Origin of the sequence: Paenibacillus sp. Y5S-9 (assembly GCF_036894235.1) — a bacterium.
GTDB lineage: Bacteria > Bacillota > Bacilli > Paenibacillales > Paenibacillaceae > Paenibacillus.
Window position 1 is genome coordinate 2,031,475 of the sequence record NZ_CP145887.1, and the last position, 24,742, is coordinate 2,056,216.

The 24,742-nt window shown below is 45.6% G+C and carries 21 protein-coding genes; 15 read left to right on the forward strand and 6 right to left on the reverse strand.

Translation table 11 applies throughout. The annotated features are described in order from the left end of the window. Positions 1 to 65 precede the first annotated feature (65 nt). Entirely contained in the window at positions 66 to 2,546 is a 2,481-nt protein-coding gene (locus V6669_RS09115; protein ID WP_338593059.1) for an EAL domain-containing protein, read from the forward strand. A 136-nt stretch (positions 2,547 to 2,682) separates the two neighbouring features. Here V6669_RS09115 and V6669_RS09120 read toward each other — a convergent pair whose 3' ends face one another. After that, positions 2,683 to 4,119 (reverse strand): SpoVR family protein, encoded by a 1,437-nt coding sequence (locus tag V6669_RS09120; RefSeq protein ID WP_289391852.1) that lies wholly within the window; start codon positions 4,117 to 4,119, stop codon positions 2,683 to 2,685. Continuing rightward, the gene (gene yhbH, locus V6669_RS09125) at positions 4,116 to 5,285 is read right to left on the reverse strand and encodes a sporulation protein YhbH (protein ID WP_036609998.1); all 1,170 of its coding nucleotides are present in this window, start codon (positions 5,283 to 5,285) and stop codon (positions 4,116 to 4,118) included. The genes V6669_RS09120 and yhbH overlap by 4 nt, the downstream gene beginning before the upstream one ends. Before the next feature lie 306 nt (positions 5,286 to 5,591). Here yhbH and V6669_RS09130 point away from each other — a divergent pair, with 306 nt between their 5' ends. The 9 genes from V6669_RS09130 to V6669_RS09170 all read left to right on the forward strand — a co-directional run bounded on the left by V6669_RS09130 (position 5,592) and on the right by V6669_RS09170 (position 15,585). Next, positions 5,592 to 6,926, forward strand: coding sequence for an MFS transporter (locus tag V6669_RS09130; protein WP_338593065.1), 1,335 nt, complete (start codon positions 5,592 to 5,594; stop codon positions 6,924 to 6,926). 423 nt (positions 6,927 to 7,349) lie between these two features. Beyond that, positions 7,350 to 8,618 carry a sulfotransferase gene (locus V6669_RS09135; RefSeq protein ID WP_338593068.1) on the forward strand — a complete coding sequence of 423 codons (1,269 nt, stop codon included), beginning with the start codon at positions 7,350 to 7,352 and terminating at the stop codon, positions 8,616 to 8,618. After that, entirely contained in the window at positions 8,615 to 10,546 is a 1,932-nt protein-coding gene (locus tag V6669_RS09140; RefSeq protein ID WP_338593071.1) for an asparagine synthase-related protein, read from the forward strand. Before V6669_RS09135 ends, V6669_RS09140 begins: the two co-directional genes overlap by 4 nt. 35 nt (positions 10,547 to 10,581) lie before the next feature. Further along, the gene (locus tag V6669_RS09145; RefSeq protein WP_105408482.1) at positions 10,582 to 10,713 is read left to right on the forward strand and encodes a paeninodin family lasso peptide; all 132 of its coding nucleotides are present in this window, start codon (positions 10,582 to 10,584) and stop codon (positions 10,711 to 10,713) included. Positions 10,714 to 10,851: 138 nt separating this feature from the next. Next, a complete protein-coding gene (locus tag V6669_RS09150) occupies positions 10,852 to 11,799 on the forward strand; it encodes an aldolase (protein WP_338593074.1) in 948 nt (315 codons plus the stop codon). Further along, on the forward strand, positions 11,796 to 12,095 hold the full coding sequence (locus V6669_RS09155; RefSeq protein WP_017689560.1) for a lasso peptide biosynthesis PqqD family chaperone: 300 nt from the start codon (positions 11,796 to 11,798) through the stop codon (positions 12,093 to 12,095). The genes V6669_RS09150 and V6669_RS09155 overlap by 4 nt, the downstream gene beginning before the upstream one ends. Before the next feature lie 4 nt (positions 12,096 to 12,099). Continuing rightward, positions 12,100 to 12,582 (forward strand): lasso peptide biosynthesis B2 protein, encoded by a 483-nt coding sequence (locus tag V6669_RS09160; RefSeq protein ID WP_074094340.1) that lies wholly within the window; start codon positions 12,100 to 12,102, stop codon positions 12,580 to 12,582. A 52-nt stretch (positions 12,583 to 12,634) separates the two neighbouring features. After that, complete coding sequence (locus tag V6669_RS09165; protein ID WP_338594885.1) at positions 12,635 to 13,768, forward strand: nucleotidyltransferase family protein; 1,134 nt, start codon at positions 12,635 to 12,637, stop codon at positions 13,766 to 13,768. Then, positions 13,768 to 15,585, forward strand: coding sequence for an ABC transporter ATP-binding protein (locus V6669_RS09170; RefSeq protein ID WP_338594886.1), 1,818 nt, complete (start codon positions 13,768 to 13,770; stop codon positions 15,583 to 15,585). Before V6669_RS09165 ends, V6669_RS09170 begins: the two co-directional genes overlap by 1 nt. 81 nt (positions 15,586 to 15,666) lie before the next feature. Here the strand turns inward: V6669_RS09170 and cysC are convergent, their stop codons facing one another. After that, positions 15,667 to 16,305 (reverse strand): adenylyl-sulfate kinase, encoded by a 639-nt coding sequence (gene cysC, locus V6669_RS09175; RefSeq protein ID WP_338593081.1) that lies wholly within the window; start codon positions 16,303 to 16,305, stop codon positions 15,667 to 15,669. 205 nt (positions 16,306 to 16,510) lie between these two features. Between cysC and V6669_RS09180 the strand changes: the two genes are divergently transcribed. Next, a complete protein-coding gene (locus V6669_RS09180) occupies positions 16,511 to 16,921 on the forward strand; it encodes a hypothetical protein (protein ID WP_338593084.1) in 411 nt (136 codons plus the stop codon). Positions 16,922 to 17,018: 97 nt separating this feature from the next. Then, on the forward strand, positions 17,019 to 17,798 hold the full coding sequence (pdaA, locus tag V6669_RS09185) for a delta-lactam-biosynthetic de-N-acetylase (RefSeq protein WP_338593086.1): 780 nt from the start codon (positions 17,019 to 17,021) through the stop codon (positions 17,796 to 17,798). Positions 17,799 to 17,991: 193 nt separating this feature from the next. Here the strand turns inward: pdaA and V6669_RS09190 are convergent, their stop codons facing one another. Then, a complete protein-coding gene (locus tag V6669_RS09190) occupies positions 17,992 to 18,840 on the reverse strand; it encodes a DegV family protein (protein ID WP_338593088.1) in 849 nt (282 codons plus the stop codon). A 105-nt stretch (positions 18,841 to 18,945) separates the two neighbouring features. Continuing rightward, complete coding sequence (locus V6669_RS09195; RefSeq protein WP_338593090.1) at positions 18,946 to 19,416, reverse strand: hypothetical protein; 471 nt, start codon at positions 19,414 to 19,416, stop codon at positions 18,946 to 18,948. 296 nt (positions 19,417 to 19,712) lie between these two features. Between V6669_RS09195 and V6669_RS09200 the strand changes: the two genes are divergently transcribed. Then, on the forward strand, positions 19,713 to 20,099 hold the full coding sequence (locus V6669_RS09200; RefSeq protein ID WP_017689551.1) for a DUF423 domain-containing protein: 387 nt from the start codon (positions 19,713 to 19,715) through the stop codon (positions 20,097 to 20,099). Positions 20,100 to 20,223: 124 nt separating this feature from the next. Here the strand turns inward: V6669_RS09200 and V6669_RS09205 are convergent, their stop codons facing one another. Beyond that, complete coding sequence (locus V6669_RS09205) at positions 20,224 to 20,802, reverse strand: hypothetical protein (protein WP_338593093.1); 579 nt, start codon at positions 20,800 to 20,802, stop codon at positions 20,224 to 20,226. A 269-nt stretch (positions 20,803 to 21,071) separates the two neighbouring features. On the opposite strand from V6669_RS09205, the gene V6669_RS09210 reads away from it, so the two are divergent. After that, positions 21,072 to 23,792: a hypothetical protein gene (locus V6669_RS09210; RefSeq protein ID WP_338593096.1), complete on the forward strand. Its 2,721-nt coding sequence runs from the start codon at positions 21,072 to 21,074 to the stop codon at positions 23,790 to 23,792. Further along, positions 23,789 to 24,559, forward strand: coding sequence for a hypothetical protein (locus V6669_RS09215; RefSeq protein ID WP_338593099.1), 771 nt, complete (start codon positions 23,789 to 23,791; stop codon positions 24,557 to 24,559). The genes V6669_RS09210 and V6669_RS09215 overlap by 4 nt, the downstream gene beginning before the upstream one ends. The last annotated feature ends 183 nt before the right edge of the window (positions 24,560 to 24,742 follow it).

Genomic DNA, 24,742 nt, shown 5'->3' on the forward strand with positions numbered 1-24,742 from the left:
CACTCGCTTCTTTTTTACATTTTTGCATACATACAAGGCATTTCCCGGTTGAAAGGACAGAGTGAGTGGAGCACCTACATGGTACGTACAACTTAGAACTTGTTATTTTATCCTATATTATTGCATCGTTAGCTTCATACGCAGCCCTTGACCTTGCAGGCCGTGTAAGTCAGGCTAGCGGGGTGGCGCGGAATGTATGGCTTACCTGCGGTGCAGTCTCGATGGGGCTGGGAATCTGGTCCATGCATTTCGTAGGTATGCTGGCTTTTGTTCTGCCTACGCAAGTCTCCTATTCCACCGGTAAGGTTGTTTTATCTGTTCTACTTGCTATTGTCGCATCGGGGGTGGCCTTGAACATTGCGGGTAGACAATCCGGCAAGATAAGCAAGCTCATGATTGCTGGAGTACTGATGACAGTGGGGATCAGCTCGATGCATTATGTAGGAATGGCAGCGATGTCGACTCCGGTTACGTATGAACCAGGCAGAGTGGTGTTATCCATTATGATTGCAGCGCTTGCTTCATTTGCGGCATTGTGGCTCATGTTTTTCTTCCGTTATCATCAATCAAGACATACCTGGGTTTACAAGATGGGCAGCGGTCTTATTATGGGTGTTGGAATCTCTGGTATGCATTATACCGGGATGTCAGCCGCACATTTCCATCATTCACATGGCTCGATGGCAAGTTCAGGTATGCAGATTGAGCCAGGCATTCTCGCCTACTTGATCGCATCGGGCACATTTATTGCTTTGGGCTTGACGTTGTTTGGCATATTTATCAATCAGCGAATGTCACAGAAAGATCGACGGATTCATGAGAATGAGCAATGGTATCAGGCCCTGTATCATAACCATTCGGATGCTATTATTTCAGTGAATAAGGAAGGTATTGTCAAAGGGATTAATGCTGCTGTAACAACAATCACCGGATATCCTGAAAAAGGGGTCATGGATCGTTCCATTGATGAGATCGCTCAGCAAATCGATATAGAGTGGATAAGTGAATTTGATTCCATCGATTGGAATGATCATGGGCTGGAGCAGGCGCACTACATGGCCAAAATGAAAGACGTGCAGGGTGAACTTCTGGACCTTAGTATTGTTGTAGTTCCTGTTGTCATTGATGACAGACATGTGGGAAGTCACATTTTGATCAAAGACGTTACGGAGGAGAAACAGGCTCAGGAGAAGATTCGTCACCAAGCTTTGCATGATCCGTTGACGGGGCTGCCCAATCGGCGCAAGTTGGATGATGTGCTGGCTTGTACGATTCACGATTCAGCAGAAAAAGGGAATACTTTTGCCGTTATGGTGATGGATATAGATCGTTTCAAGATGATTAATGATTCGCTGGGACATTCCATTGGAGATGTATTTCTAAGAGAAGTCAGCAGCCGGATCATGAAAGCCATAGAAGCTTCTGATCCCTTGGCTATGGAGAATGTCATGCTGGCCCGGATGGGCGGTGACGAGTTCACACTCGTTGTGACCCAGGATCAAGCGACAGAAGTAAGAGTGGCAGAACTTGCAAAACAGATTGTTGAAGCCATTCAGTTACCTTATCGACTGAAGGAGAACGACTTTTACGTAACCGCCAGCATTGGAATTGCGATGTATCCGGATCATGGAGTGGGCGTGGATGCTTTGCTGAAACATGCGGACTCCGCCATGTATGAAGTGAAGAAAAACGGCAAAAATGGTTTCCAATTCTACACTGCCCAACTGGATTCCGAACTATATGAACGCATTGAGCTGGAGGGTTATCTTCGTAAAGCTTTGGAACGTGATGAGATGGTCCTGTATTATCAACCACAGATTCGTACCGAGGATAGCCGCATGATTGGTGTAGAGGCTCTTATACGTTGGAACCATCCACTCAAAGGTCTGCTCGCACCCAATGTGTTTATCCCGCTTGCAGAAGAGACAGGCATGATCTATGAGATTGGCAATTGGACGCTGCGGGAAGCATGCAGGCAGATGAAACTCTGGCATGCCAGCGGCGGACCACTCATTCCGGTATCGGTTAACTTGTCCAGCCAGCAGTTCCACCAATCCAACTTGGTAGAACAGGTCAAGAATGCACTCTTGGAGACAGGGCTGGATGCTCGATATCTGGAGTTGGAAATAACAGAGAGCATGATGATGGATGCAGCCGTATCCACGGCGATTCTTAATGAACTGACAGCACTGGGTGTCAAGATCAGCCTGGATGATTTCGGTACGGGATACAGTTCACTCAGTTATCTGAAGCATTTCCCGATTCACAAGCTTAAGATTGATCGTTCGTTTGTGACGGACATTACAGAGAGTCACAGCGATCAAGCCATTGTGGCGACCATTATATCGATGGCACAGAATCTCAAGATGGAAGTGATTGCCGAAGGCATTGAGACGAAAGGTCAGTTGGATATTCTGATGCAGAATGATTGCCGCGAGATTCAGGGATATTATTTCAGTCGGCCACTGCCGGCAAGTGAAGTGGAGCATGATTTTTTTGTGCCGCTGCGATTGCAGGGTAATGGTACACCGCCGGTACCATCCTAATTTTATGTATGCCAAGCGGCAAGTCCCGGTGTATGTCGGGAGCTTGCCGCTTTTTTTGTTTTTTTATGGTATGTCGCCATCCTTCATACGTGATACGAAGGTTCTCTTTTTTAAAAGGGAAAGGGCTGTTGGAACCTTACAAAAACTTGCGGTGGTGCTTCTTGCCATCATACGTAAACCAGATCGGTTTATCCTCGACACGTGTCTCCACATGTACGGTACGTCCCCAGAGGCGATACAGATAAGGCAGGGTGCGTTCCATATATTTCAGATCCAGCTCGATGCCCTCATATTGATGTTTGAGTACGAGTTCACCGGTCCGCAGATAGTCAGCATCTTGCACGACTAAGTAAGGAGAGCCGCCGTTGACACGTGAAAATACGAGCTGATCCCGTATGTTCTCCCAGGACTTGTCGGTGATTTTCCAGTCCGGCCCTTTTTTCTCAAATACGTAGAGGTCGAGATCCTCGGTTAATTGTTTGGTCATGTAATTGCGGATAAAGGAGGTATCGGAATCGAATTCACGCACCTCGAACATTTTGGCACGACCTTGGCCTGGTTTACGTCCCCAACGTTCCTGTTCTTCACGGGTTGGGTTATCCCAGCGCCGTTCAATATCCTCGAAAATCTTCAATCCCAAATAATACGGATTCAGACTTTGTTTGGATGGCTGCACCACGGAGGAGTTGAGCTTCGCAAATTCGATTGTATCCTCACTGTTCAGATCGAGTTCACGGATAATGCGTTGATGCCAGTAGGAGGCCCAGCCTTCGTTCATGATTTTGGTTTCCATCTGTGGCCAGAAATATAACATCTCTTCACGCATCATACTCATGATATCCCGCTGCCAGTCGGTCAACACTTCCGAGAACTCTTGTATAAACCACATGATATCCTTCTCCGGTTCAGGCGGAAAGTGATGGACCTGAATACCTTCCGCGGGTGCTTCTTCGGTCTGCACGTCATCAAGTGACCACAGATCATCATAGCGACCTTCCGGCCGTGGTGCTTTCTCACCGCGCTGCTCCCGCATTTTCATCTCCATATAGCGTTGTTTGTCCAAATGACGGGGTTTAATCAGCTGTGGGTCTACATGTTCCTGAATTGCAATCACGGCATCGATAAATGCTTCAACGGCTTCCGTTCCATACTCCATCTCATAATTGCTGATCCGATCCGCCGTAGCGGCCATACTTTCGACCATATTACGGTTGGATTTGGAGAAGCGGGCATTGTTTTTGAAAAAATCGCAGTGTGCCAATACGTGGGCTACGATCAATTTGTTCTGAATCAGGGAATTGCCGTCCAGCAGGAAGGCATAACAAGGGTTGGAGTTGATGACAAGCTCATAAATTTTGCTGAGTCCAAAATCATATTGCATTTTCATCTTATGAAATGTTTTACCAAAGCTCCAGTGGCTGAATCTGGTCGGCATGCCGTAGGCTCCAAATGTATAAATAATATCCGATGGGCAGATTTCGTACCGCATGGGGTAATAATCCAGTCCAAAACCATTGGCAATCTCCATAATCTCGGCAATAGCGTATTCTAGGTCGCGGATCTCATCTGTCATCTAACGCTGCCTCCTTCCCGTTTCTGGAAAAAGCTGCGCAAAGCTTTGTACACTTCGCCTTTTTCTTTGATCACATAATACATGAACTGATCCATCTTGATATGACGGTAAGCCGACATCAGTGTGCTGCTGCGGTTGTACTGATTCACTTCGCCGTATCCAAACATATTGCTACGCTTCATTAACTCGCCGATCAGCTTCACACACCGTTCGTTATCCGAGGTCAGATTATCCCCGTCAGAGAAGTGGAAAGGGTAGATGTTGTAGCTAGAAGGTGGATACCGGCTGTCAATAATATCCAGTGCCTTCATATATACAGAGGAGCAGATGGTGCCTCCGCTCTCGCCACGGGTAAAGAACTCTTCTTCGGTTACTTCCTTGGCTTCCGTATGATGGGCGAGGAAAACAATCTCAACTTTCTCATACTGACGGCGTAGAAAACGGGTCATCCAGAAGAAAAAGCTGCGCGCGCAGTATTTCTCAAACGAACCCATGGACCCGGATGTATCCATCATGGCAATAATAACGGCATTGGATTGTGGAATGATTTTATCTTCCCAAGTCTTGTAGCGCAGATCATCTGGACTGATGTGATGGATGCCTGGCGTACCGGTCGTTGCATTGCGACGCAGATTCTCCAGAATGGTACGTTTCTTGTCAATATTGGACTGCATGCCTTTTTTGCGAATATCGTTGAAAACTACGGTATGTGTCTCAATCAGGTCTTTGTCTTTCTGCTTCAGATCGGGTAATTCCAGCTCAGCGAAGAGCATATCTTCCAATTCCTCAATACTAACTTCGGCTTCCACAATATCATGACCAGGCTGATCGCCAGCTTTTTCGCCTTTGCCGGGTTTCTGCGAAGCAGAGGGATCACGACCGATGACGTCTCCGACCTGACTGTCACCGTCTCCTTGACCGACATGTTTTTGCTTCTGGTAGTTATACACAAAACGGTACTCATCCAGACTGCGGATTGGTACCTTGATGATTTGTTTTCCATCAGACATGATGATGTTTTCTTCCGTAATCAGATCAGGCAGATTCTGCTTGATGACATCTTTCACCTTTTGCTGATGGCGCTGTTGGTCCTGGTACCCTTTGCGGTGAAGCGACCAATCTTCCTTCGACACGACGAACGAGTAAGGCTGGTGTGAATTTGACATGTAGGCACCCCCCATTGATTACGCGGCACAGTTTGGCCTGTCGGTAATTAAGTATATTCACGGGCGAGGACGATATGTGATGAGAGTGGATATAAAATGATACAATTACGCAAGTTCACCTCAGAGGTAAGGTGAGTCGTAAGAGCAGAACTGCTCCATTTTTTACAGAAACAGTGAACAAGTGTGATATCCTTCCTTTACAATAGGAGAAAGACATCGATCTGGCATCTGATAGAGGTTGTTTAAAAAGGCCAATTACACTTTTTGAACACAGACTATAGAGATGCATGAAAAGGAAGGATTTATGTGAATAAAAAGGCGATCAAGGCTTGGATTATGTATGATTGGGCCAATTCGGCTTATGCAACAACAGTACTGGCGGCAGTATTGCCCGTATTCTATGCTTCGGTGGCTGCCGCAACACTGGATACGGATACCGCCGCCTCCTACCTGGCTTATACACACTCCATTGGCATGTTGTGCGTAGCTCTGCTAACACCGTTGCTAGGCACGCTGGCTGATTTGTCTGGACGGAAAGGCGACTTCCTGCGTGTATTTGCAATTATAGGCGTCCTTGCCACATTGGGATTCAGCGCAATCGGTGAAGGGGACTGGTTCCTTGCTTCCGCGTTGCTTGTCATATCTACGATTGGTTTTGCGGGTGGTAACACCTTTTACGATGCAATGCTGCCGGATCTGGTACCTGTGGAACGAAGAGACATGATATCCTCCAAAGGTTATGCCTATGGTTATATTGGAGGAGGTTTGCTGCTTGCGGTGAACCTGCTGATGATTCAGCAACCGGGCTGGTTCGGGATGAGCAATACACTGGCAGGCACAAGACTTGCATTTATCTCCGTCTCGCTGTGGTGGTTATTGTTCTCGATACCGATCTTTCGTCATGCTCCGAGACGGCCTGCTTCACCGGATCTTCCCGTAACGTGGAAAGGGTATGCTGCGGTGGGAGTGCGCAGACTGCGGCAAACCTTTCGTCAGATGCGGCGTTTTCCCCAGTTAATCCGCATGTTGGTGGCTTTCTGGTTTTTTAATGACGGCATTAATACCATCATTCTAATGGCTACAATTTATGGGACAAGTATAGGTATAGGCACAGCCGACCTGATGCTCGCACTACTGTTAACCCAGTTCATCGGGTTCCCGTGTACATTGTTACTGGGAGCATGGGCACAGCGTTGGGGAGCAAAGCAGGTATTAATCGTTAGCTTATCGGTCTACATATGTATTGTAATTCTCGGTTATTTCATGACACAAGCGATCCACTTCTATGTGCTCGCCGGGTTGGTTGGTGTTGTGCAGGGGGTGAGTCAATCCACAGCGCGTTCCCTATTTAGCAATCTGATGCCGGCAGGCAGAACAGGAGAGTATTTTGGTTTTGTGAATATTACAGGCAAATTCTCTTCGATCTTTGGTCCATTTGTGTTTGGTTATGTTGGGCAAATAACAGGTTCCACACGTTGGGGTATTCTGTCGTTAATTTTCTTTTTCGTCGCGGGTATTGCCGTATTGTTAACCGTGAAGGTACAGGAGGGAATGCAGGATGCTACACGTGCAGATCAGGAAGAAGAGCGAAATAGGAGCGCTGGAGCTCCTGGGAAAAGTTCAAATATAAGGTTTACCTGATGGTTGTTCACCCGTTTTCATATTAAGTTTCTCAACGGATTACGTATGGCTTCAGGCATTGTTCCTCACAGAACATGTCTGGAGCTTATTCGCGTTTGTGCAATCAGAACATAATTGATTATGAATAAGTGCTTAAATGACAGACAGCAGAATACAGTGAAAGAGTATGAATTTATGAAAAGGTGAAAATAAAAGATTGACATGATACATTTTGTATCATAGAGTAAAACTATAAATACATATTGTATCTGAGAGTTGTCGAATGTAACCATGTGTTTTGCCTCATTCCGGGGGGAGCTTCCGACGGAATATTGCAAAATGCTGACCTATAGCTTGCATATTACTCGTTTTGCCAAACACAAAGGTAGAGTCTGGTCTATCCCAGCTACATATTTATACTAATGAATAGAGGAGAGGCTGCCATTGATCGACGCTCAAGGTAACGGACTTGTTTTCTTACTATGTGTTCCCCGCAGTGGTAGTTCCTTATCCACCGTAATGCTGCAAAATCATAGTCGTATATTTGCCACCCAGGAAATGTGGTTTCTGATGAATCTTGTCGATTTACCCAAGGCTGATTCACGTGCTTATGGTGGTAGCTCCATCATTCGTCAGTTCTACAATGCCATGGTATCCGAGGATGTTTTCGAAAAGGCGTGCAGAAGTTTTGCTCTTGAAATCTACAATGGATTCCTGGAAGGGAGCGGAGCAGACTTCATCGTTGATAAATCTCCACGATACTATTACATGCTGGAATGGCTGGATCGTCTGTTCCCTCAGTCCAAGCGTATTCATCTCCAGCGTAATCCTCTGGCCGTAGCTGCATCATTCAAAAAGGTAAACCGCCACACAGGAGAAGGATTCGACCTGATTCATAGTCTGCAGAGCCCCAAATTAAATATGAAATCCGTAGATCTCACACTTGGGATGCTCCGCTTGAATGATTATTTTGCCAAACCACATCCCAATGCGTATGAATTGCAATATGAACGATTGGTATCCAATCCTCAGGAAGAACTTGAGAAACTATGCGCGTTTCTGGGAATTCGATATGAACAGGGTATGGAGCAGTATGGACAGTTTCTGGACAGTGCCAAGTCTGACATGTTCTACAGTATGGGTGTAGGTGATCCATTCCTCTCTTCGCATCAAGAGGCACATCAGGATTCTGTTAACAACTGGAAAAACATATTAGAACCCCATGAAGTTGAACTTTATTGCCGTGTGATGGGGGCAGATCTGTTCCACCGGATGGGATACAGTGAACAGCTGGCAGAAGCCGAACAATGGACGGGTGTACATTATGATGCAAGTCCAGATCAAGAGGTCATTGACCGAATCACGCATCAGTTGACAGCAGCGACCGGTTGCCAGTGGCAACAGCAATACCGAATGCAACCGGCAGATTCTGTCGTTCATGATCCGCTTGGGAATCTTAATGACCAAGTTGCCGAAGAACCGGAAAAGACAGACCCGACGCTAGCTGCACTGGTAACGATCAGACAGCTGCAAGCCGCATTACGGGCAGCAGATCATCGTCTGGAGCGGGGATACAGTGAGCGAGAACGCTTGAAAGTACAGCTGGCTTCTGCTCAAAGCAAAATACAGCGTATCAAATCATGGGTACCATTTGGTCATCAGATCAGCGCCTGGGCTTCACAGCGCAAGATTCTACGGGGAGGCAAGTCATGAGCGCCATAGCAGGAATTGTTCACAACGATGGTCAGCAGGCGCTATGGGAAGACAGCTGGCGTCTGTACGCAAGCCTGGGGCATGTCCCTGCGGATACAACAGGAGTGTGGAAAGGCAATGAGGCGTTCCTCAGCTGTCATGCCCAATGGATTACACCGGAATCGGTTAGCGAGAAGTTGCCTTTATATGATGAGGAAAGTGGTCTGACCATCACGGCAGATGCGATTCTGGATAACCGGGAACAACTGGCAGATCAATTACAGATATCCAGAGCTGAACTGGCTATGTTGGCGGATAGTGAATTGATCTTGCGTGCCTATCAGCGCTGGGGAGACGATGTGGCTGTCCGATTGCTGGGGGATTTTGTATTCGCGATATGGGATGACCGGAATCGAAAACTGTATGCAGCAAGAGATATTACAGGCATGAGAGCTTTTTATTACCGACATGATGGTTCACGTTTTGCCTTCTGCACACTCATGAATCCGTTGCTCGGGCTTGAAGGGGTACATAAAGAACTGGATGAGACCTGGTTGTCCGAATTCCTTGCCATTCCTGACATGCATGATTCAGCAGATATCAATTCGACCGTATATCGGGGAATAAGCCAGCTGCCTTCTGCACATACACTTGTCTTCCGGGATGGGAGACTGGAGCTGAAGCAATATCATCGCTGGAATGAAGTCGAACCTCTAAGGCTTAAATCCGATGGTGAGTATGTAGAAGCGTTTCGGGAGGTCTTTGGGCAGGCGGTTGGATCACGACTACGAACGCACAGACAGGTGGCTGCTGCATTAAGTGGCGGACTGGACTCGGGAGCCGTGGTTGGTTTTGCTTCCGGAACACTGAGAAGTCAGGGTAAACGGCTGCAGGCCTATAGTTATGTTCCCGTACCGGATTTTACAGATTATACGTCGAAAACGTTGCTCGCAGACGAACGGCCTTTCATACGTTCAACCATTAATCACGTCGGCAATATCACGGAGAACTACCTTGATTTTGAAGGCAGAAGTCCACTTAGTGAAGTAGATACCTGGCTCGACATTATGGAGATGCCTTATAAATACTTTGAAAATTCGTTCTGGATTCGCGGATTCTATGAAAAAGCGAGCCAGCAAGATGCAGGCATCCTGCTCACAGGCGCACGTGGTAATTTCACCATTTCCTGGGGGCCGGCTCTGGATTATTACGCCAGTCTACTGAAAAGTGGTCGGTGGTACCGCTGGTTCCGTGAAATGCAGCAGTATAGTGAACGAACGGGCATGCCCTTCTCCCGTATAGCCAAGATCACCGGGAAAAAGGCATATCCGGAATGGTTCAAGGCGCAGTCCAAAGGAGCAAGCCAGGCCGCTTCTGTACAGTTGATTCATCCTGACTTTGCGCAGAGAACAGGTGTACTGGAACGACTCAAATCCATTATCGTTCTGCAGGGCGGTGCCCAGGCTGATGCACTCAAAGTGCGTGCCGAGAAATTCAATAATCTGGCCATTGCAAACAAAAACGGCGCTGTAGCCACAAAATGTTCTCTCCGTTATCGGGCTTGGGAACGTGACCCGACCTCTGACGTCAGAGTCATCCGATTCTGCCTGTCTGTACCGATTGAACAATATGTGAAACACGGGACGGATCGTTCATTGATTCGCCGGGCTACTTCACCGGAGTTGCCTGACAAGGTCAGACTGAATCAACGGGTACGGGGTGTGCAGCCGGCAGATTGGTTACATCGCATCATTCCGAATTGGGATGCCTTTACGGCTGAGTTGCGTGCTTTGTGTTCTGACAGCAAGGTCGCTGGCATATTAAACACGGAGCGTATCAAATCTGCCCTGGCGAACTTTCCGAGTCCGAGACCAGAGCTTGCTTCACATCCAGATCTGCGATTGATGATGCATAGTCTGATTGTCTATCGGTTCATTCGGAAATTCTGAATGAGGGCACATGAAAGGAGGTGAATACGATGCAAATGGAAAAAAAGGAATGGCAAGCACCAGCTCTTGAAGTGTTGGAAGTCAATCAAACGATGGCCGGTACTGGCTACAGACAAATTGACTGGGTAACGGTTCACGATGCGGATCTGTACGATCCAACTTCCTAAGTTGTTAAGTTTTATGAAGTGTCATCATACTTAAAGGGCGGAAATGCAACAAATCCAGCTTTTCGCCTCCGCCCTTATATTGAGCAACATGAATATAAGGGCTTTTTTTACATTTTATTACGAAGGAGGCGTCGTTCATTGTTGCCTGTGCATTATGTGGCGTATGGTCTACGCTGGTCGAGCCAAATTCGAATGCCTGAACTACAGATCGCACCCAAGGATGCAGAGACTGATTTTGATGTCGTGGATGTGCACATCGAGTCTTCAGATCTGACCCCATTGTGGGAGGATTGGGATGTAGGCAACGACAACTTTGTGGCACGAGAGGGCAGTCTTTTTTTCAAAATCGAAGATACAGGTCTGTTTCTAATGGAGCAAGGAAAGCGCATTGTCGTATCCCCTATACCGGGTGCAGATGAGAAAAAGGTCAGATTATTCATTCTGGGCACATGTATGGCGGTCATTATGATGCAGCGTGGCATTCTTCCACTGCATGGTAGTGCAGTGGTTATTGATGGCTGGGCTTACGCATTTGTCGGACATTCGGGAGCAGGCAAATCGACACTGTCGGCCGCACTGGCATCACGCGGATATCCGCTTCTCACCGATGATGTTGTTGCACTGACCTGGGATGCCGGGGGAAGAGCCATCGTATCACCTGGTTACCCACAACAGAAATTGTGGCAGCCCAGTCTGGATGGTTTCGGCATGAAGGAGCAGGATTATGCAACGGTTCACGCAGAGATTACGAAGTATGCGATACCTGTTCAGCACTATTTTCATGAGATGGCCGTACCCCTAGCTGGGATATTCGAACTTGCTCCACAACCAGAGGAGAACCATACATCTGTTCAACTGGTTGAAGTGACGGGGCTAGAACGACTGCATCTGTTATGCTCGCATACGTTCCGTGGTGGGCTCGTTGCAAGGCAGGGGCTGGCACAGTGGTTGTTCGAGACGGCTTCAAGACTTTCAGCAAGTGTGGAGATTGGCAGATTGGTCAGAACGGGTGCGGAGTTTACAGCATTTGAGATGGTGGATCGGATCACAGATCATATACGTAAAGGAGTGCATACAGGACAATGACAGCGACTACGCCGATGAATGTGGAAGACCGGGTAACCCGGAAGGAAGGCAATCTGGTCAGTGATATGGGCAGTGAGAAAGTCATGATGAGCATTAGCTCTGGAAAATACTATAATCTGGGGAGTACCGGTGGACGAATCTGGGATCTGATCGCAGAAGAACGCACGCTGGGTGAAGTTGTTGAGGTACTTGCAGCGGAGTATGAGATTGAGCCAGATGTATGTCGTGAGCAGGTGGTGCAATTCCTGGAACATCTGTCCCGTGAAGGTTTAATCGACGTTACTCGCGGAGTGTAGAATCATGTTGCGAAAAATAAAGGTTTATCTCTCGCTCCCGCGGTCGATGCGTCGACTGGTATGGGAGGCCTATATCCTCCTTGGCTGGGCACGCATTCAGAAGGCTATGCCATTTGCCAAAATCGCGCCAGGGCTGGGTACGCCTATGGTAGAAACACCGATGACAGGACTCGAACGCAGCGAGGTCATCACCATACGGAATATTTCCAAAGCAATTTCGCTCGCCAGTAAATATACGTTATGGGAAAGCCGCTGCCTTGTAATGGCGATTGCCGGGATGAAGATGCTTGAGCGACGCAAGATAGAGAGTACGTTATACATGGGGACTGCACGGAATAAGCAAGGACATATGATGGCTCATGCCTGGCTGCGAAGTGGTAAATTGATCGTGACCGGAGCTGATACTATGGACCAATATACGGTTGTCGGTGTGTTTGGCAAACGGTGTCCGGAGAAGGGATCTGGGGAGATTGTCTATGATACATGAAAGTGAACTCTATTCATCAGGGTTTCCGAAGGAGCTTAAGCTGATTTTGAGCATGATTAGAGGTGATCTGACGACTCTGTCCCCTGAAGAATTCAAGGCGGGTTTGCAAGGAACCGATTGGCAGCTCTTTCTGCGGCTTGTCTATCATCACCGCTTATACTCTGTCCTTTATTTGAAAATGAAAGAATTAAACTCTGCAATCATTCCTGTAGATGTTATGGAGAGTCTGAGACAACAATATACGGTCAATACGTTTCGCATGTTACATCTAACAGCTGAAATGGAGCAGGTGTGTGGAGCTTTCCGTGAACGCGGCATCCGCAATATTACACTAAAGGGGCCAGCGCTGGCTCATGACCTCTATGGGGACGTATCCATGCGAACCTCCAAAGATCTGGATATCCTGATTCCTTTGGCTGATGTAGAAGCAGCTGAGAACATTCTGGCTACCCTCGGATACGTATCCAAGGAAGGGGAGCGGGCACCTACAGTGCGCAGCTGGAAATGGCGGGAACATCATATCTGTTACACCCATCCGGTCAAACGGACTCAAGTGGAGATCCATTGGCGTCTGAATCCGGATTCGGGTAAAGAAACCGATTTTGAATTGCTGTGGAAACGCAGCCGGTTCAGTTCATACACACAGACACCTGTCCGTATGCTTGAACAAGAAGATCTATGGGCCTATCTCGTAACCCATGGAGCACGTCATGGCTGGTTCAGACTGCGCTGGTTACTGGATATCGACCAGATGATCCGCAGCATGCCACTTGATGTGAAGAAAGTAGAACGGCGGCTGAAAGCGGAGGGACGTTTATCAATCGGTTCACAGGCTCTTTATCTGGCCTCGGAGCTGCTGAATACGCCGCTGGATGTAGAGTACAGGTCCTTAATGTCCTTGAGTGACCGTACAGGCAAGCGATTAGCCAGCGAAGGCGCAAAGTTCATGAACGATATGCTGGAAAGTCCGGCTGATATGAAGTCTTATCAATCGTATTTGTTTAAACTTCGAAGTACAAAACAGAAATGGTTTTTCTTTATTGAACGTTTATATCCAAGTACATGGGATGTGGATCAATTGCCGCTTCCGCGTTCTTTGTTTTTTCTGTACTTTCCGTTACGTCCGTTTCTCTGGTTCTGGCGGCGAATTAAAAGGTATACGGTGACGGAAAGGGGTAAAGTATGATCTCGGAATTAAGGTATTTCATGCGAAAGTTGCATCATGTTACGGGGCCCATTTTATATTGGAATCTGCTAGGGATGATCTGTATCAGTCTCATGGAAGGGATCGGCATCTACATGCTTGTTCCGATGCTGAGTCTGATTGGCATATTTGAGATGGGCTCCACAGGCTTAAACATTCCCTGGCTTGGCGACGTGTTGAATCGTTTTTCTGAAAATAGCCAATTGTTACTCGTATTGTTCACCTTTGTGTTGATTGTCTCCGGACAGGCTTGGATGCAGCGTCTCCAGACGATCCGTAATACTCGAATCCAGCAGCAATTTGTACGAACGCTGCGCATGGAAACCTATGGTGCCATTATCATGGCGCAATGGTCATTTTTTCTCCAAAAACGAAAATCCGATTTTAACCATATATTAACGACTGAACTTGCACGTGTGAGCCAGGGAACAAGCATTATGCTGCAAATGGCAGCCTCTCTGATCTTTACGGGAATTCAGATTGGTCTCGCTTTCTGGTTATCCGCCAAGTTGACGGCACTTGTGCTGGTCTGTGGATTGTTATTATTTTTTGTATTACGAAAATTCGTCAAGCGGGCCAAGCAGATCGGGGACCAGACCTCTGAATTCTCGCAAAGTTATTATAACGGTATTACCGAGCATTTCAACGGCATTAAGGATATTAAGAGCAACATGCTAGAGCGGTCACATATGAACTGGTTTGAGCGTATGTGCAGACAGATTGAACGCAACGTCATTCAATTTAGTCAATTGAACAGTGGAACACAGCTGATTCACCGGATGTCCGCGGCAATCATTATTGCGGCATTCATCTATCTTTCTCTCCGTGTAATGACGGTGCCTCCAGCAAGTCTGCTGCTCATTATCCTTATCTTTTCCCGATTATGGCCAAGATTTACGGCGATTCAGTCCAATCTGGAGTACATCAGCTCCATGCTGCCTGCATTTCGGGTAGTCAGAGAACTGCAAGCGCAGACGGCGAAGAGTCGTGAAATTAGTGCAGAGATTGCTTCGGCAGGAGACGTTGGAACTGATGGCATTCAACCTATGGAACTGAAGGAATCTATCACGTGTGAGGATGTCTGCTATCGCTATGAGGGAAGTGATACATACTCATTGAGAAATGTGCAAGCTTCGATTCCAGCAAGGGGTATGACCGCAATTGTAGGTAAATCCGGGGCAGGCAAGAGCACGCTGATAGATCTGATTATGGGCCTCGTGAGGCCTGAAACTGGTCGTATTCTGATTGACGGTGTTCCTCTGTCAGAAGAACGATTATTGAGCTGGCGAAGTTCCATCGGATATGTCTCCCAAGACCCATTCCTATTTCATACAAGTATTCGTGAGAATCTGCGTCTGGTTGATCCTAATGCAAGTGAAGAGCAGATGTGGCAGGCTTTGCAATTTTCCTCTTCTGCGGCTTTTGTGAGGAAGCTGCCTCAGGGTCTGGATACGATTATTGGTGATCGGGGTATTCGGCTATCCGGGGGCGAACGTCAGCGATTGGTGCTTGCTCGGGCCATGCTGCGTAATCCTTCGGTCTTGGTACTTGATGAAGCAACAAGTGCGCTCGACAGTGAGAATGAACAGTACATTCATGAGGCGCTGGAACGGCTAAAAGGACATGTGACCATTATCGTGATTGCACACCGATTGTCCACGATTCGGACGGCAGATCGTGTCATTGTGCTTGATGAAGGTCGGGTGATTCAAGAAGGCGGGTACCAGCAGTTATCTACTGATCCGGTAGGGACGTTCAGCAAGCTTCTTAATATGCAAGCGGGTGTTGTGGGGCAGTAAAGTAGGTTATGACATAAAGTAAAGAGGCGCGCCACTATGGGCGCGCCTTTCATGTAAGTAGGTTAGTATAATGAGCAAGAATTAATGGACCAGTTCTGTATTGGAAGGGCGCGGAAGCTGGAGAGCTCCGATCTGTTCCAAATGTTGTACGATCTCTTGCACGGCTTTCTCAATGGAAGATTGCTCCGTATCAATGATGAATGAAGGAGATTTTGGTACATCATAGGGGGCGGAAATGCCTGTGAAATGCGGGATGTCACCGTTGCGAGCTTTTTTATACAGCCCCTTGGGATCACGCCGCTCACATTCTTGAATTGAACAGCGCACATAGATTTCAATGAAATCATCTGGTTCAAATAACTGTCTGACCATCTCCCGATCCTGTTCATGAGGAGAGATAAAAGCCGAAAGTACAAACAACCCGGCATCTACCATTAACTTTGATACTTCACCGATTCGCCGCAGATTTTCTTGACGATCCCCTGCTGTAAAACCGAGATCACGGTTCAGTCCATGACGTACATTATCCCCGTCAAGAACATAACAGCGTACGCCTTGGTCGTAGAGATATTGCTCCAGGGCAAATGCAAGGGATGACTTTCCTGCACCTGATAACCCGGTAAACCATATGGCACGACTCCGGTGCCCATTATGCTTCTCCCGGTCTTGTCTGTTGATGCTGGATGATTGCCAGGTTATATTGCGCTCTTCCTTCGACATGAGTATCCCGCCTTTTCCCTACCATGGTATGTATAATATTTTAACATATTTACAAGATTATAGCACCTTACAGATTTCTTCAAAATAAGCGTGAATCGACAAAATATCGGGTATAGATGTAGTACATACATAAGCATTATGCATATATCCAAGGAGTATTTGCATTGAATGATGCAAATGCCCACAACGCAGGAGGAACAATGTCATGAACGAAAACATACAAAACATACAAGTTGGATTCAAATGCCCGGATTGCCAGCAGGATGTCCGAGCGGAATTTATAGATGAACAGGTCCGCACGGTTCGTTGTAAAGGTTGTGACAGAGCGTATACACTTTTGAAGCCAACCATTGGTGATGAAATTCTACTGGATTGGGAGCAGGAAGCTTTGTACCACAAGCTGAGGGCAGAACGATCTGAATTGGATAATCACAATATGTCGGCCTTGATTATCAAAGTTATCGAGCTGCTTACATGGCGTGATCGAGGAGATGGACAGACCCGTGCCATACAGACCGTGAGGGAATGGCTTGCTTCCAGTGGCAAACCCCAGACCTTACTTGAATTGTTTTATCAATCTCCGCCACAACCTGAAAATAAACGTTTCGATCGCTAATGATTTACATACATTGGCCGTTCCTGTGGCATATTACCTGAAGGTATTCGTGTGTGCAAACGACTAACCGAATTTTTCAGGAACAGGAGCGGATAGAATGAAGCGAATGGTTCTATATATACTGTTGGGACTGTTATCCATCAGTATGGTACCGGCACAGACTGAAGCATCACCGGTTACCGGAGCGTATCACTTTGGCTTCAAAAAAAGTCAAAATGGTCAACTGCCCTCCATTGATCAGGAAGGCTTTAAATCGATCTTACAACATAACGATGCCATTTTCCTGGGGGATACAAAGCAGAAGGAATTGTATCTCACGTTTGATAACGGGTATGAGAATGGATTCACACCTGCCATACTGGATGTTTTGCGTACCAAGAAGGTGCCAGCTGCTTTCTTTGTGACAGGTCATTATCTGAAAGATCAGCCTGAGTTGGTCAAACGTATGGCGGCTGAAGGTCATATTGTGGGTAATCATTCATGGAGTCATCCGGATATGACCCGCATCTCCAATGAAAAACTTAGAGAGGAACTTGAGAAGGTTAAGTCGGAGGTTAATCGGCTGACGGGTCAACAAGCGACCTTTCTACGTCCACCACGAGGGATCTTTAACAATCGCACGCTTGCGGAGAGTCATGCTCAAGGGTATGTGAACGTGTTCTGGTCTGTTGCTTATAAAGATTGGGATACTAATGTGCAGCGTGGTGCACAATATGCTCATCAACAGGTACTGAAGCAACTTCATCCGGGGGCTGTCATTTTGCTTCATTCGGTATCCAAAGACAACACGGAAGCACTGGCTTCCATTATTGATGAGGCACGTAAGCAAGGTTATGCATTTAAAAGTCTGGATGATCTGCGGACCAAAACTTATTGATCCATTATCATAATGAGCAATGGACCAAATGCAGGTCATACAAAAGTTTAGCAAAATATTAAAGGGCATCCTGAGCGATTAAGCTCGGAATGCCCTTTTTGGTTGTATGGGTACGCCCGTCCAAGTATTGGATGTAACCACAACAGATCCAGAAGAAAGGATTGGGTAATACGATCCGATATTACGTGTAATACTATAAAACAGTGTTATAGATGATTCCAATCGTTTTTGGGCCGCAGTGGCTGCATATTACACATCCAGCAGTGGTTAGTTCCACTCGGGCACCCGTTTGTTCCTGCAAAGACTTCTGCAAGTCAAGCGCATCCTCTTCAGCCATGGTGTGCACAACAATCAGCAGGTCTGGATCGATCTGATCCTTCTGGCTTAGCGTATTATTCAGCATTTGTTCCAGAGCTTTCTCCCGTTTACCGCGCACTTTATAGGCAGGTGCCATCTTGCCATCCGTTACCCGGATGACAGGACGAATCTTCAACAGGCTTCCAATCAGGTTCTGCATGCCCGAACAGCGTCCGCCTTTGTGCAGATACTCCAATGTATCGATGACAAACTCCGTGCGTACATTTGATTTCATCGCCTCAATCAGGTGTGTAATCTGAGTCAGGTTTTGTCCTTTATCAGCAGCATGTACAGCTTTCATCACCATCAGCGCAATTCCTGATGAGAGATTCTGTGAGTCAATGACAGAGACTCGACCTTCCGGGAACTCGGAACTCGCTAGTCGTGCATTTTGATAGGTAGAGGAAAGTTCAGAAGATAAGCTGATATATAGAATCTCATCCCCTTGATCTATGTAAGGTTGAAATGCCGTTATGAAATCAGCGGGGGAAGGTGCAGCTGTTTTGGGAAGACGCCCATCTTGGCTGACACGTTCATATAGCTGTTCAGGCTTAATCTCAGCACCGTCTTTCAGTGATTCTTCACCGAACACGACATATAAGGGGATGATACCGATATCGTGCTGCTGGATCCATTCTGGGGCCAGATCACTTGTGCTATCCGCAAAAATTTTGATTCGTGACATGTCAATCTCCTTTGAAAACAATGATTTTGGCAAAAAATATAGATTATACTTATGTGTAAACCCATTCATTTTAATTATAAGGAAACATGACGTTGATGCAAAGCATTACATCAGCGTCATGCCTACCAAAATAAGCCCAACGAATAACAGAATCATGATTCCATTTAATATGGTTCCGATAATGGCAAAAACTTTCTTTCGATTCTTGAGGACAAGACCAATAATTCCGACGATGCCTCCGGCCAGATTGAGTATCAGGCAGACCAGAATGGCTAATGAAGCCAGAACCACTGCTGGATGCAAGGCTATCTCTTCTGTCTGCAACGGGGTTAGAACTCCGATGGACTCGTTTACAGCCATGGTGGCAATAAAGAATATCAGAATATAACCCAAGATTGCAACCAATCCAATGACAAAGCTGGCGATTCCAGGTCCGGAATGTTTCAGTGGTACCATTGGTTGTCTCTCATGATCTGGCGGGTATGCTTCATACCCATTGTTATTGTATGGATCTGCATGGCCAGGGTTCTGACCCGTGTTGTTATAACCTGAATTATAAGAATCGCGATTATCCATAATGTTGACTTGCCCCCCTTAATCATCGTACTGAGTGTTATTAACCTAATCGATGAGTAATGATTCTCTCTTAAAATACAACGATGACATACCTGTTTACTTTTCCATAAATATCGATAAAAATCAAGGATTTACGCCAGTTTTCTACGATATATTACGATATATAGGGTAGGGATAGGATTAGTAAGTATAAACATACATATGTTCTATGAAGCTCCACCCCGACTGGTAAAGAAGGAGTGGATTCGCTACAATAATAGGAGTGAAGAGTAGTTGAATTAAGGGAGAGAACTTACATGCAACGAAGATGGATGATGCTTGGAGCTGTAATGACCATGCTGTCGGTGGCGATTGGTGCGTTTGGTGCTCACATGCTCAAGGATACGATTGGGCCCGCGGCCATTGCTACATATGAGACGGGTGTGCAATATCACATGATTCATGCATTGGCTTTGCTCATTATTGGCTTAACGGCTGGTCAACTTGGGGCATCGACGAAATTGAAGTGGGCAGCGCGTCTGTTGTTTATCGGAATTATCGTGTTCTCGGGCAGCCTGTATGTGCTTAGTATTTCTGGCATCAAGATTCTGGGTGCCATCACACCGATTGGTGGGGTAGCCTTCATTGCCGGATGGTTGTTATTGGCATTAGATGTATGGCAACGAGGTAAGGATCGCTCCTGATCGGTCCAAACCAATCTCGGAAGGTTCAATCCTGCATGAACTATAGAACTAAAAAAGCAACTTGCGTTAGAATGTCCCGTCATTCTAACGCAAGTTGCTTTTTGTTTTAATCGGATGAAGTTAGTTACAGAAACTCATCGATTTCATTGGTTCGGAACGTATACACCTGTTTTTCATCGACATGGTAGATGCTCACAATACTGGTATCTCGATCAAAATTCAGAATACGGCAAGGAATACTCTGATGTTTACCGTTTTTGTTATTGACAACAATACGGGTGAGTTTATTCTCTTTAATGAGCGTGTCAATCCACGCGTCAAACGAGTTTCCATCGGAAACATTGGATGTTTGGGTGGCAGGCTTTTTCTCGCTAACCGGTTTTTCTTGCTGATTCTGTGTTTTGACTGGAGCAGGTGAGGCAGGTGTCTGAGGTGCAATGGACGCCTTCTGTAATGCGTTGGCTTGTGATTTTTTGCGTTCGTTGTGAAGTGTAACGAAAGAGTCCTTCTTGGACTGGAGTGTCGCTTCAATAATTTTGCCTAGCTCTATGCCGGATTGAATCCGAAAGTCCGCAATTTGTTCTTCATTGTTTATGAACTCCAACAGGGACTGCAGTGCCAATGCATTTGAGCGGCTCTTAATAAGTATATCGACATTAAATAAAAAGCCGATGTCCTCTTGATTGGATAAGGTTTCTTTCATTCATCCCAGCCCCGTTAAAAAGTATGTCAGCTCAAAAAAACGCTTCAATTCACTATATCATTAAAAAGGAAATTATCATAGTGCTAGAGACGCAGAAATATGCCGATTCGAGATGAATCCAGTCCCGGAGTGCCCCTTAAATTCTCCCCAGAGAAGACCAAATATTCTTCTTTTTTCATCCCCTGATCGTCCTGTTTGCCTGCGCCAGTCGTGCGGGTCTAATCTATAATTTATTTAATCAGGACAGGAAGCAACAGGGGGAATCGGGAATGGGCAATGCATATCAGGATCGATTGAGATACGTTTATAAAATTACATCTTCCAGAATTAGAAAAGCGGATTATGATCTGCATCTTACTTATCAGGAAGCGACAGTAAATGGAGAAGTGGCATCTATTGGAAACCATCAGGTGTTTCGTTTTATAGATCGTATTCGAGGCTACAAGGATAGAGAGGCAGATCTGGCTAGAATCAAGTTGGAAATGCAGCAGTTAAAAACCTTGAAAACCAATGCTGAACATAAAAGAACAATGAAGAAATTGCATGAAGAACTGAAAAATCTGAAGTTTGCCGATGATTACCTGCTGGTAGTCATTGAAAACAATAAAGACTATGACCGGCTGAATTCATCGAAAGCCTTCTCCATCAACGGCAAGAAATACAAGCGTTTATTGGCTACAACAGGTGGAGCCAAAAGTTCGACGGTCATCTATGTGAATGAAGATATTCACCCGCTTTTGGAGAAACGATTGAATAACGGCAGAGACCCAAATAAGGAGTTAGTTCCTGCCAAACTGGAGGCATATAAGGCCTTGGCTTGTAGTACAAGCACACCTGTGTCACATCCCGAACGTGTATTGGTTGTTCAAGATTGCATAACTGAATTTGGCGCGGACATCATTCAGATTGATGATACCGAGACAGAGTACCCTCGCATTGAGAGTAAGAAAAATGAGCCTATTCAGATGAATATGAGTGATGGGTTCGGTCTTATCTCTCCTGCACTTAGTGAACGATGGGCAACCGAGCTGGGACATGCATATATCCCAAGTGGCTTCTGTATCCGTAATAGCTTCTGTAAAGGTATGGTCTTTACATTTGATTATCACCAATTTGCTGATCGAGTTGCAGGCAAATATATGGTGGACGATGCCTGGGGTAATCCTGTGGATATTCGAGAGGTAGACCTCATCATCACAACGTCCATGCTAAAACTCTGGAGCTCGTACAACAGTATCGACGATTATCTGTTATGTTGCGGTTATTATGGCTACACGTTCAGCGTTACGAAAGTTACACCCGAAGAATTGGAGGATGAGCGTCATTTAAACTACCAGTTTATTCAGTCGCTCCAATTGGATGATAACGAGATTGGTGAACTTATTCGTCCCACGGTAGACTCGATTAAAGATGTACTGGGTGAAGACTATCGCAAGGCACTTTTATTTCTCAAAGGAATTCACATTCATGAGAACGATTATAGAAATAGTCCAGATGATTATATTAAAGGGTTGATGGTAGACCCACGACTTATAGATGATCCTTTTGTGCGGAGCAAAATTCATACCTTAATACGTAAGCGAATGAATGAAGCCAAGATCGGAGTTCTAAGAGTGAAAGGCAATTTCAGCATTATATCTGGCGATCCCTATACATTGTGTCAGAGCATTTTTGGCATACCTTTAACAGGATTGCTGAGCTCGGGTCAGTTCTACTCCAGATATTGGAATGAACGCCATGTGGGCCGCGTAGCTTGCTTCAGAGCTCCGATGACTTGTCATAACAATATTAAGGTGCTTCGTTTTCAAAATACAGATGAGATGCAGCATTGGTATCGCTATATGAACACGGTCACGATCTTAAATTCATGGGATACGACGACACATTCCTTAAATGGTGCAGATATGGATAGTGATCAGGTCTTAACTACAGACAACCACACAATTCTTGGGGCAATTCAGGAGCTTGATGCGATTGTATGTGTACAGAAAACCTCAGCCCAAAAAATTCCGGATGAAAAGGATCTGATTCAGGCCAACAAAGACAGCTTTGGTGATCTGATCGGTTTTACAACGAACAAAATTACATCAATGTTTGATGTATTAGCCAATTATGAGGAGCATAGTGCAGAATATCAGGAAATGATGTACCGAATTCAATGTGGTCAGCATTATCAACAAAATGCTATTGATCAGGCTAAAGGGATTGAATGTAAAAAAATGCCGAAGCATTGGTATGATATTCGCGCTGCGGTAACGGACGAGTCAGCCTTGAAAATGGTAGCACACAAGAAGCCTTATTTTTTCATATACAATGACCCGGAGCAGAAAAAAGAATATACCACCTATGTAGAAAAAACGAGTCAGAAGTGCTTGCAGTTATTTGGCATGACTGTGGATGAGTTGTATTCGAAGAAGGAGCTATCTCCGGATCAGGAACAGTTCCTGGCACAGTATGCACAGAGAATGCCTGTATCCACGGCACCATCTGTGATGAACCGGTTATGCCATCAAGTGGAAGACGAGTTCAACAAGTTAAAGTTAAAACAGTCCGAGAGCCAGTTTGATCATACGATATTGATGAGTACCAAGAAATACTCCCAAGCTCGTTATAAAGAGATTCAACGTTTATATCAGATGCATAACGAAGAGCTACGTAGCTATATGACTAAATTGCGCAAGAGTAAGGTGAAAAAGGAAGAAAGATCAGCCCGATGGCAGTTGTTTGTTTCACGTTTCAAGGAGCAGGCACTGGAGATCTGCAATAACGAAGAAGATCTTTGCAATATGATTGTGGACATGTGTTATCGAAATGCCGAGAAATCAAAGCAATTTGTATGGGATGTCTCCGGGGATCAGATTATTCGCAATCTATTGCTCAGCAATGATCACATCATCCATTATCCGGTTAGAGACCCGGAGGGCGATATTGAATACGCGGGAAGAACCTTTAAAATGACCCAAATGCATGTGAAGGAGCAACGCCCTTGAAAATCATTCTGAATGAACGTCATCATGCGGAGCAGGCCATTACACATGGGAAAATGGATAAGAAGCCAACTAAAACGTTGGCATGTCTGGTTAAATATGAATTTGAACAAGGGAAGAGCGAGCATGAAGTTCATATGTCATTAGACCAATTTATGACCCAACACTATCCAGATTATAATACTGTTCAATGGGATATGTATCTAACACGTGTCATCAATCAGACCATGAGCTGGATAAAAAGGAGAAAAGAAGATCAGAAAAGTACAATGATAGAAATTAATAAAATACCGATAACGGTTGCTGAACTCCAAAAGATCAAAGCATTAAAAAGCATACGACTAGAGAAATTAGCATTTGTAATGCTTGTGTATAGCAAAATCAACAACCTTATCAACGAAAATAGTACGTATTGGGTTAATAACGATTTGAAAGAAGTATACAGTGATAGTCAAATGGCAGTTAGTAAAAAGGATCAAGGGCTGTTGGTGTATAAACTGATTCAACAGGGTTATCTCACAGGAAGCAAGCGAGTGGATTCAACAAATGTACAAGTGCAGTTTGCTTGCGAGAATGATAACATTGCTTTTTATTTGGAGCGTTTCGATGATTTTGTATTAGAGTACCTACGATGGAAAGGCGAGAATATTAAGATCTGTACCATCTGTGGTAAACGTATGTTGGCCAAGTCCAATCGAATGAAGTATTGCAAGGACTGTAAGAAAGCTGGATATCATCAAGCGGATCGTACATATCTTGCATTAGTATGATTGAGCAGTTTCTGAAGCAAATCATGGTCGTATTGATCATGGTTTTCTTTTTTATTTTCTGGTCTGCGTCTCATTAGAAAATACCTTCTAAGCCTGTCACAACAAGGGTTTCCACGTTTGTTCAAGAGAGTGTTTAGTGATAGTCAAAGGGAAAAGACTCCCATGAAGGGACCTTTGCTGTCT

What these genes read in the sequence shown, in the direction of transcription:
- V6669_RS09120 (WP_289391852.1), bottom strand. Translation starts at nt 4,119, where the DNA reads ATGACAGATGAGATCCGCGACCTAGAATACGCTATTGCCGAGATTATG.
- yhbH (WP_036609998.1), bottom strand. Translation starts at nt 5,285, where the DNA reads ATGTCAAATTCACACCAGCCTTACTCGTTCGTCGTGTCGAAGGAAGAT.
- V6669_RS09140 (WP_338593071.1), top strand. Translation starts at nt 8,615, where the DNA reads ATGAGCGCCATAGCAGGAATTGTTCACAACGATGGTCAGCAGGCGCTA.
- V6669_RS09145 (WP_105408482.1), top strand. Translation starts at nt 10,582, where the DNA reads ATGGAAAAAAAGGAATGGCAAGCACCAGCTCTTGAAGTGTTGGAAGTC.
- V6669_RS09155 (WP_017689560.1), top strand. Translation starts at nt 11,796, where the DNA reads ATGACAGCGACTACGCCGATGAATGTGGAAGACCGGGTAACCCGGAAG.
- V6669_RS09160 (WP_074094340.1), top strand. Translation starts at nt 12,100, where the DNA reads ATGTTGCGAAAAATAAAGGTTTATCTCTCGCTCCCGCGGTCGATGCGT.
- V6669_RS09165 (WP_338594885.1), top strand. Translation starts at nt 12,635, where the DNA reads ATGATTAGAGGTGATCTGACGACTCTGTCCCCTGAAGAATTCAAGGCG.
- cysC (WP_338593081.1), bottom strand. Translation starts at nt 16,305, where the DNA reads ATGTCGAAGGAAGAGCGCAATATAACCTGGCAATCATCCAGCATCAAC.
- V6669_RS09180 (WP_338593084.1), top strand. Translation starts at nt 16,511, where the DNA reads ATGAACGAAAACATACAAAACATACAAGTTGGATTCAAATGCCCGGAT.
- pdaA (WP_338593086.1), top strand. Translation starts at nt 17,019, where the DNA reads ATGAAGCGAATGGTTCTATATATACTGTTGGGACTGTTATCCATCAGT.
- V6669_RS09190 (WP_338593088.1), bottom strand. Translation starts at nt 18,840, where the DNA reads ATGTCACGAATCAAAATTTTTGCGGATAGCACAAGTGATCTGGCCCCA.
- V6669_RS09195 (WP_338593090.1), bottom strand. Translation starts at nt 19,416, where the DNA reads ATGGATAATCGCGATTCTTATAATTCAGGTTATAACAACACGGGTCAG.
- V6669_RS09200 (WP_017689551.1), top strand. Translation starts at nt 19,713, where the DNA reads ATGCAACGAAGATGGATGATGCTTGGAGCTGTAATGACCATGCTGTCG.
- V6669_RS09205 (WP_338593093.1), bottom strand. Translation starts at nt 20,802, where the DNA reads ATGAAAGAAACCTTATCCAATCAAGAGGACATCGGCTTTTTATTTAAT.
- V6669_RS09210 (WP_338593096.1), top strand. Translation starts at nt 21,072, where the DNA reads ATGGGCAATGCATATCAGGATCGATTGAGATACGTTTATAAAATTACA.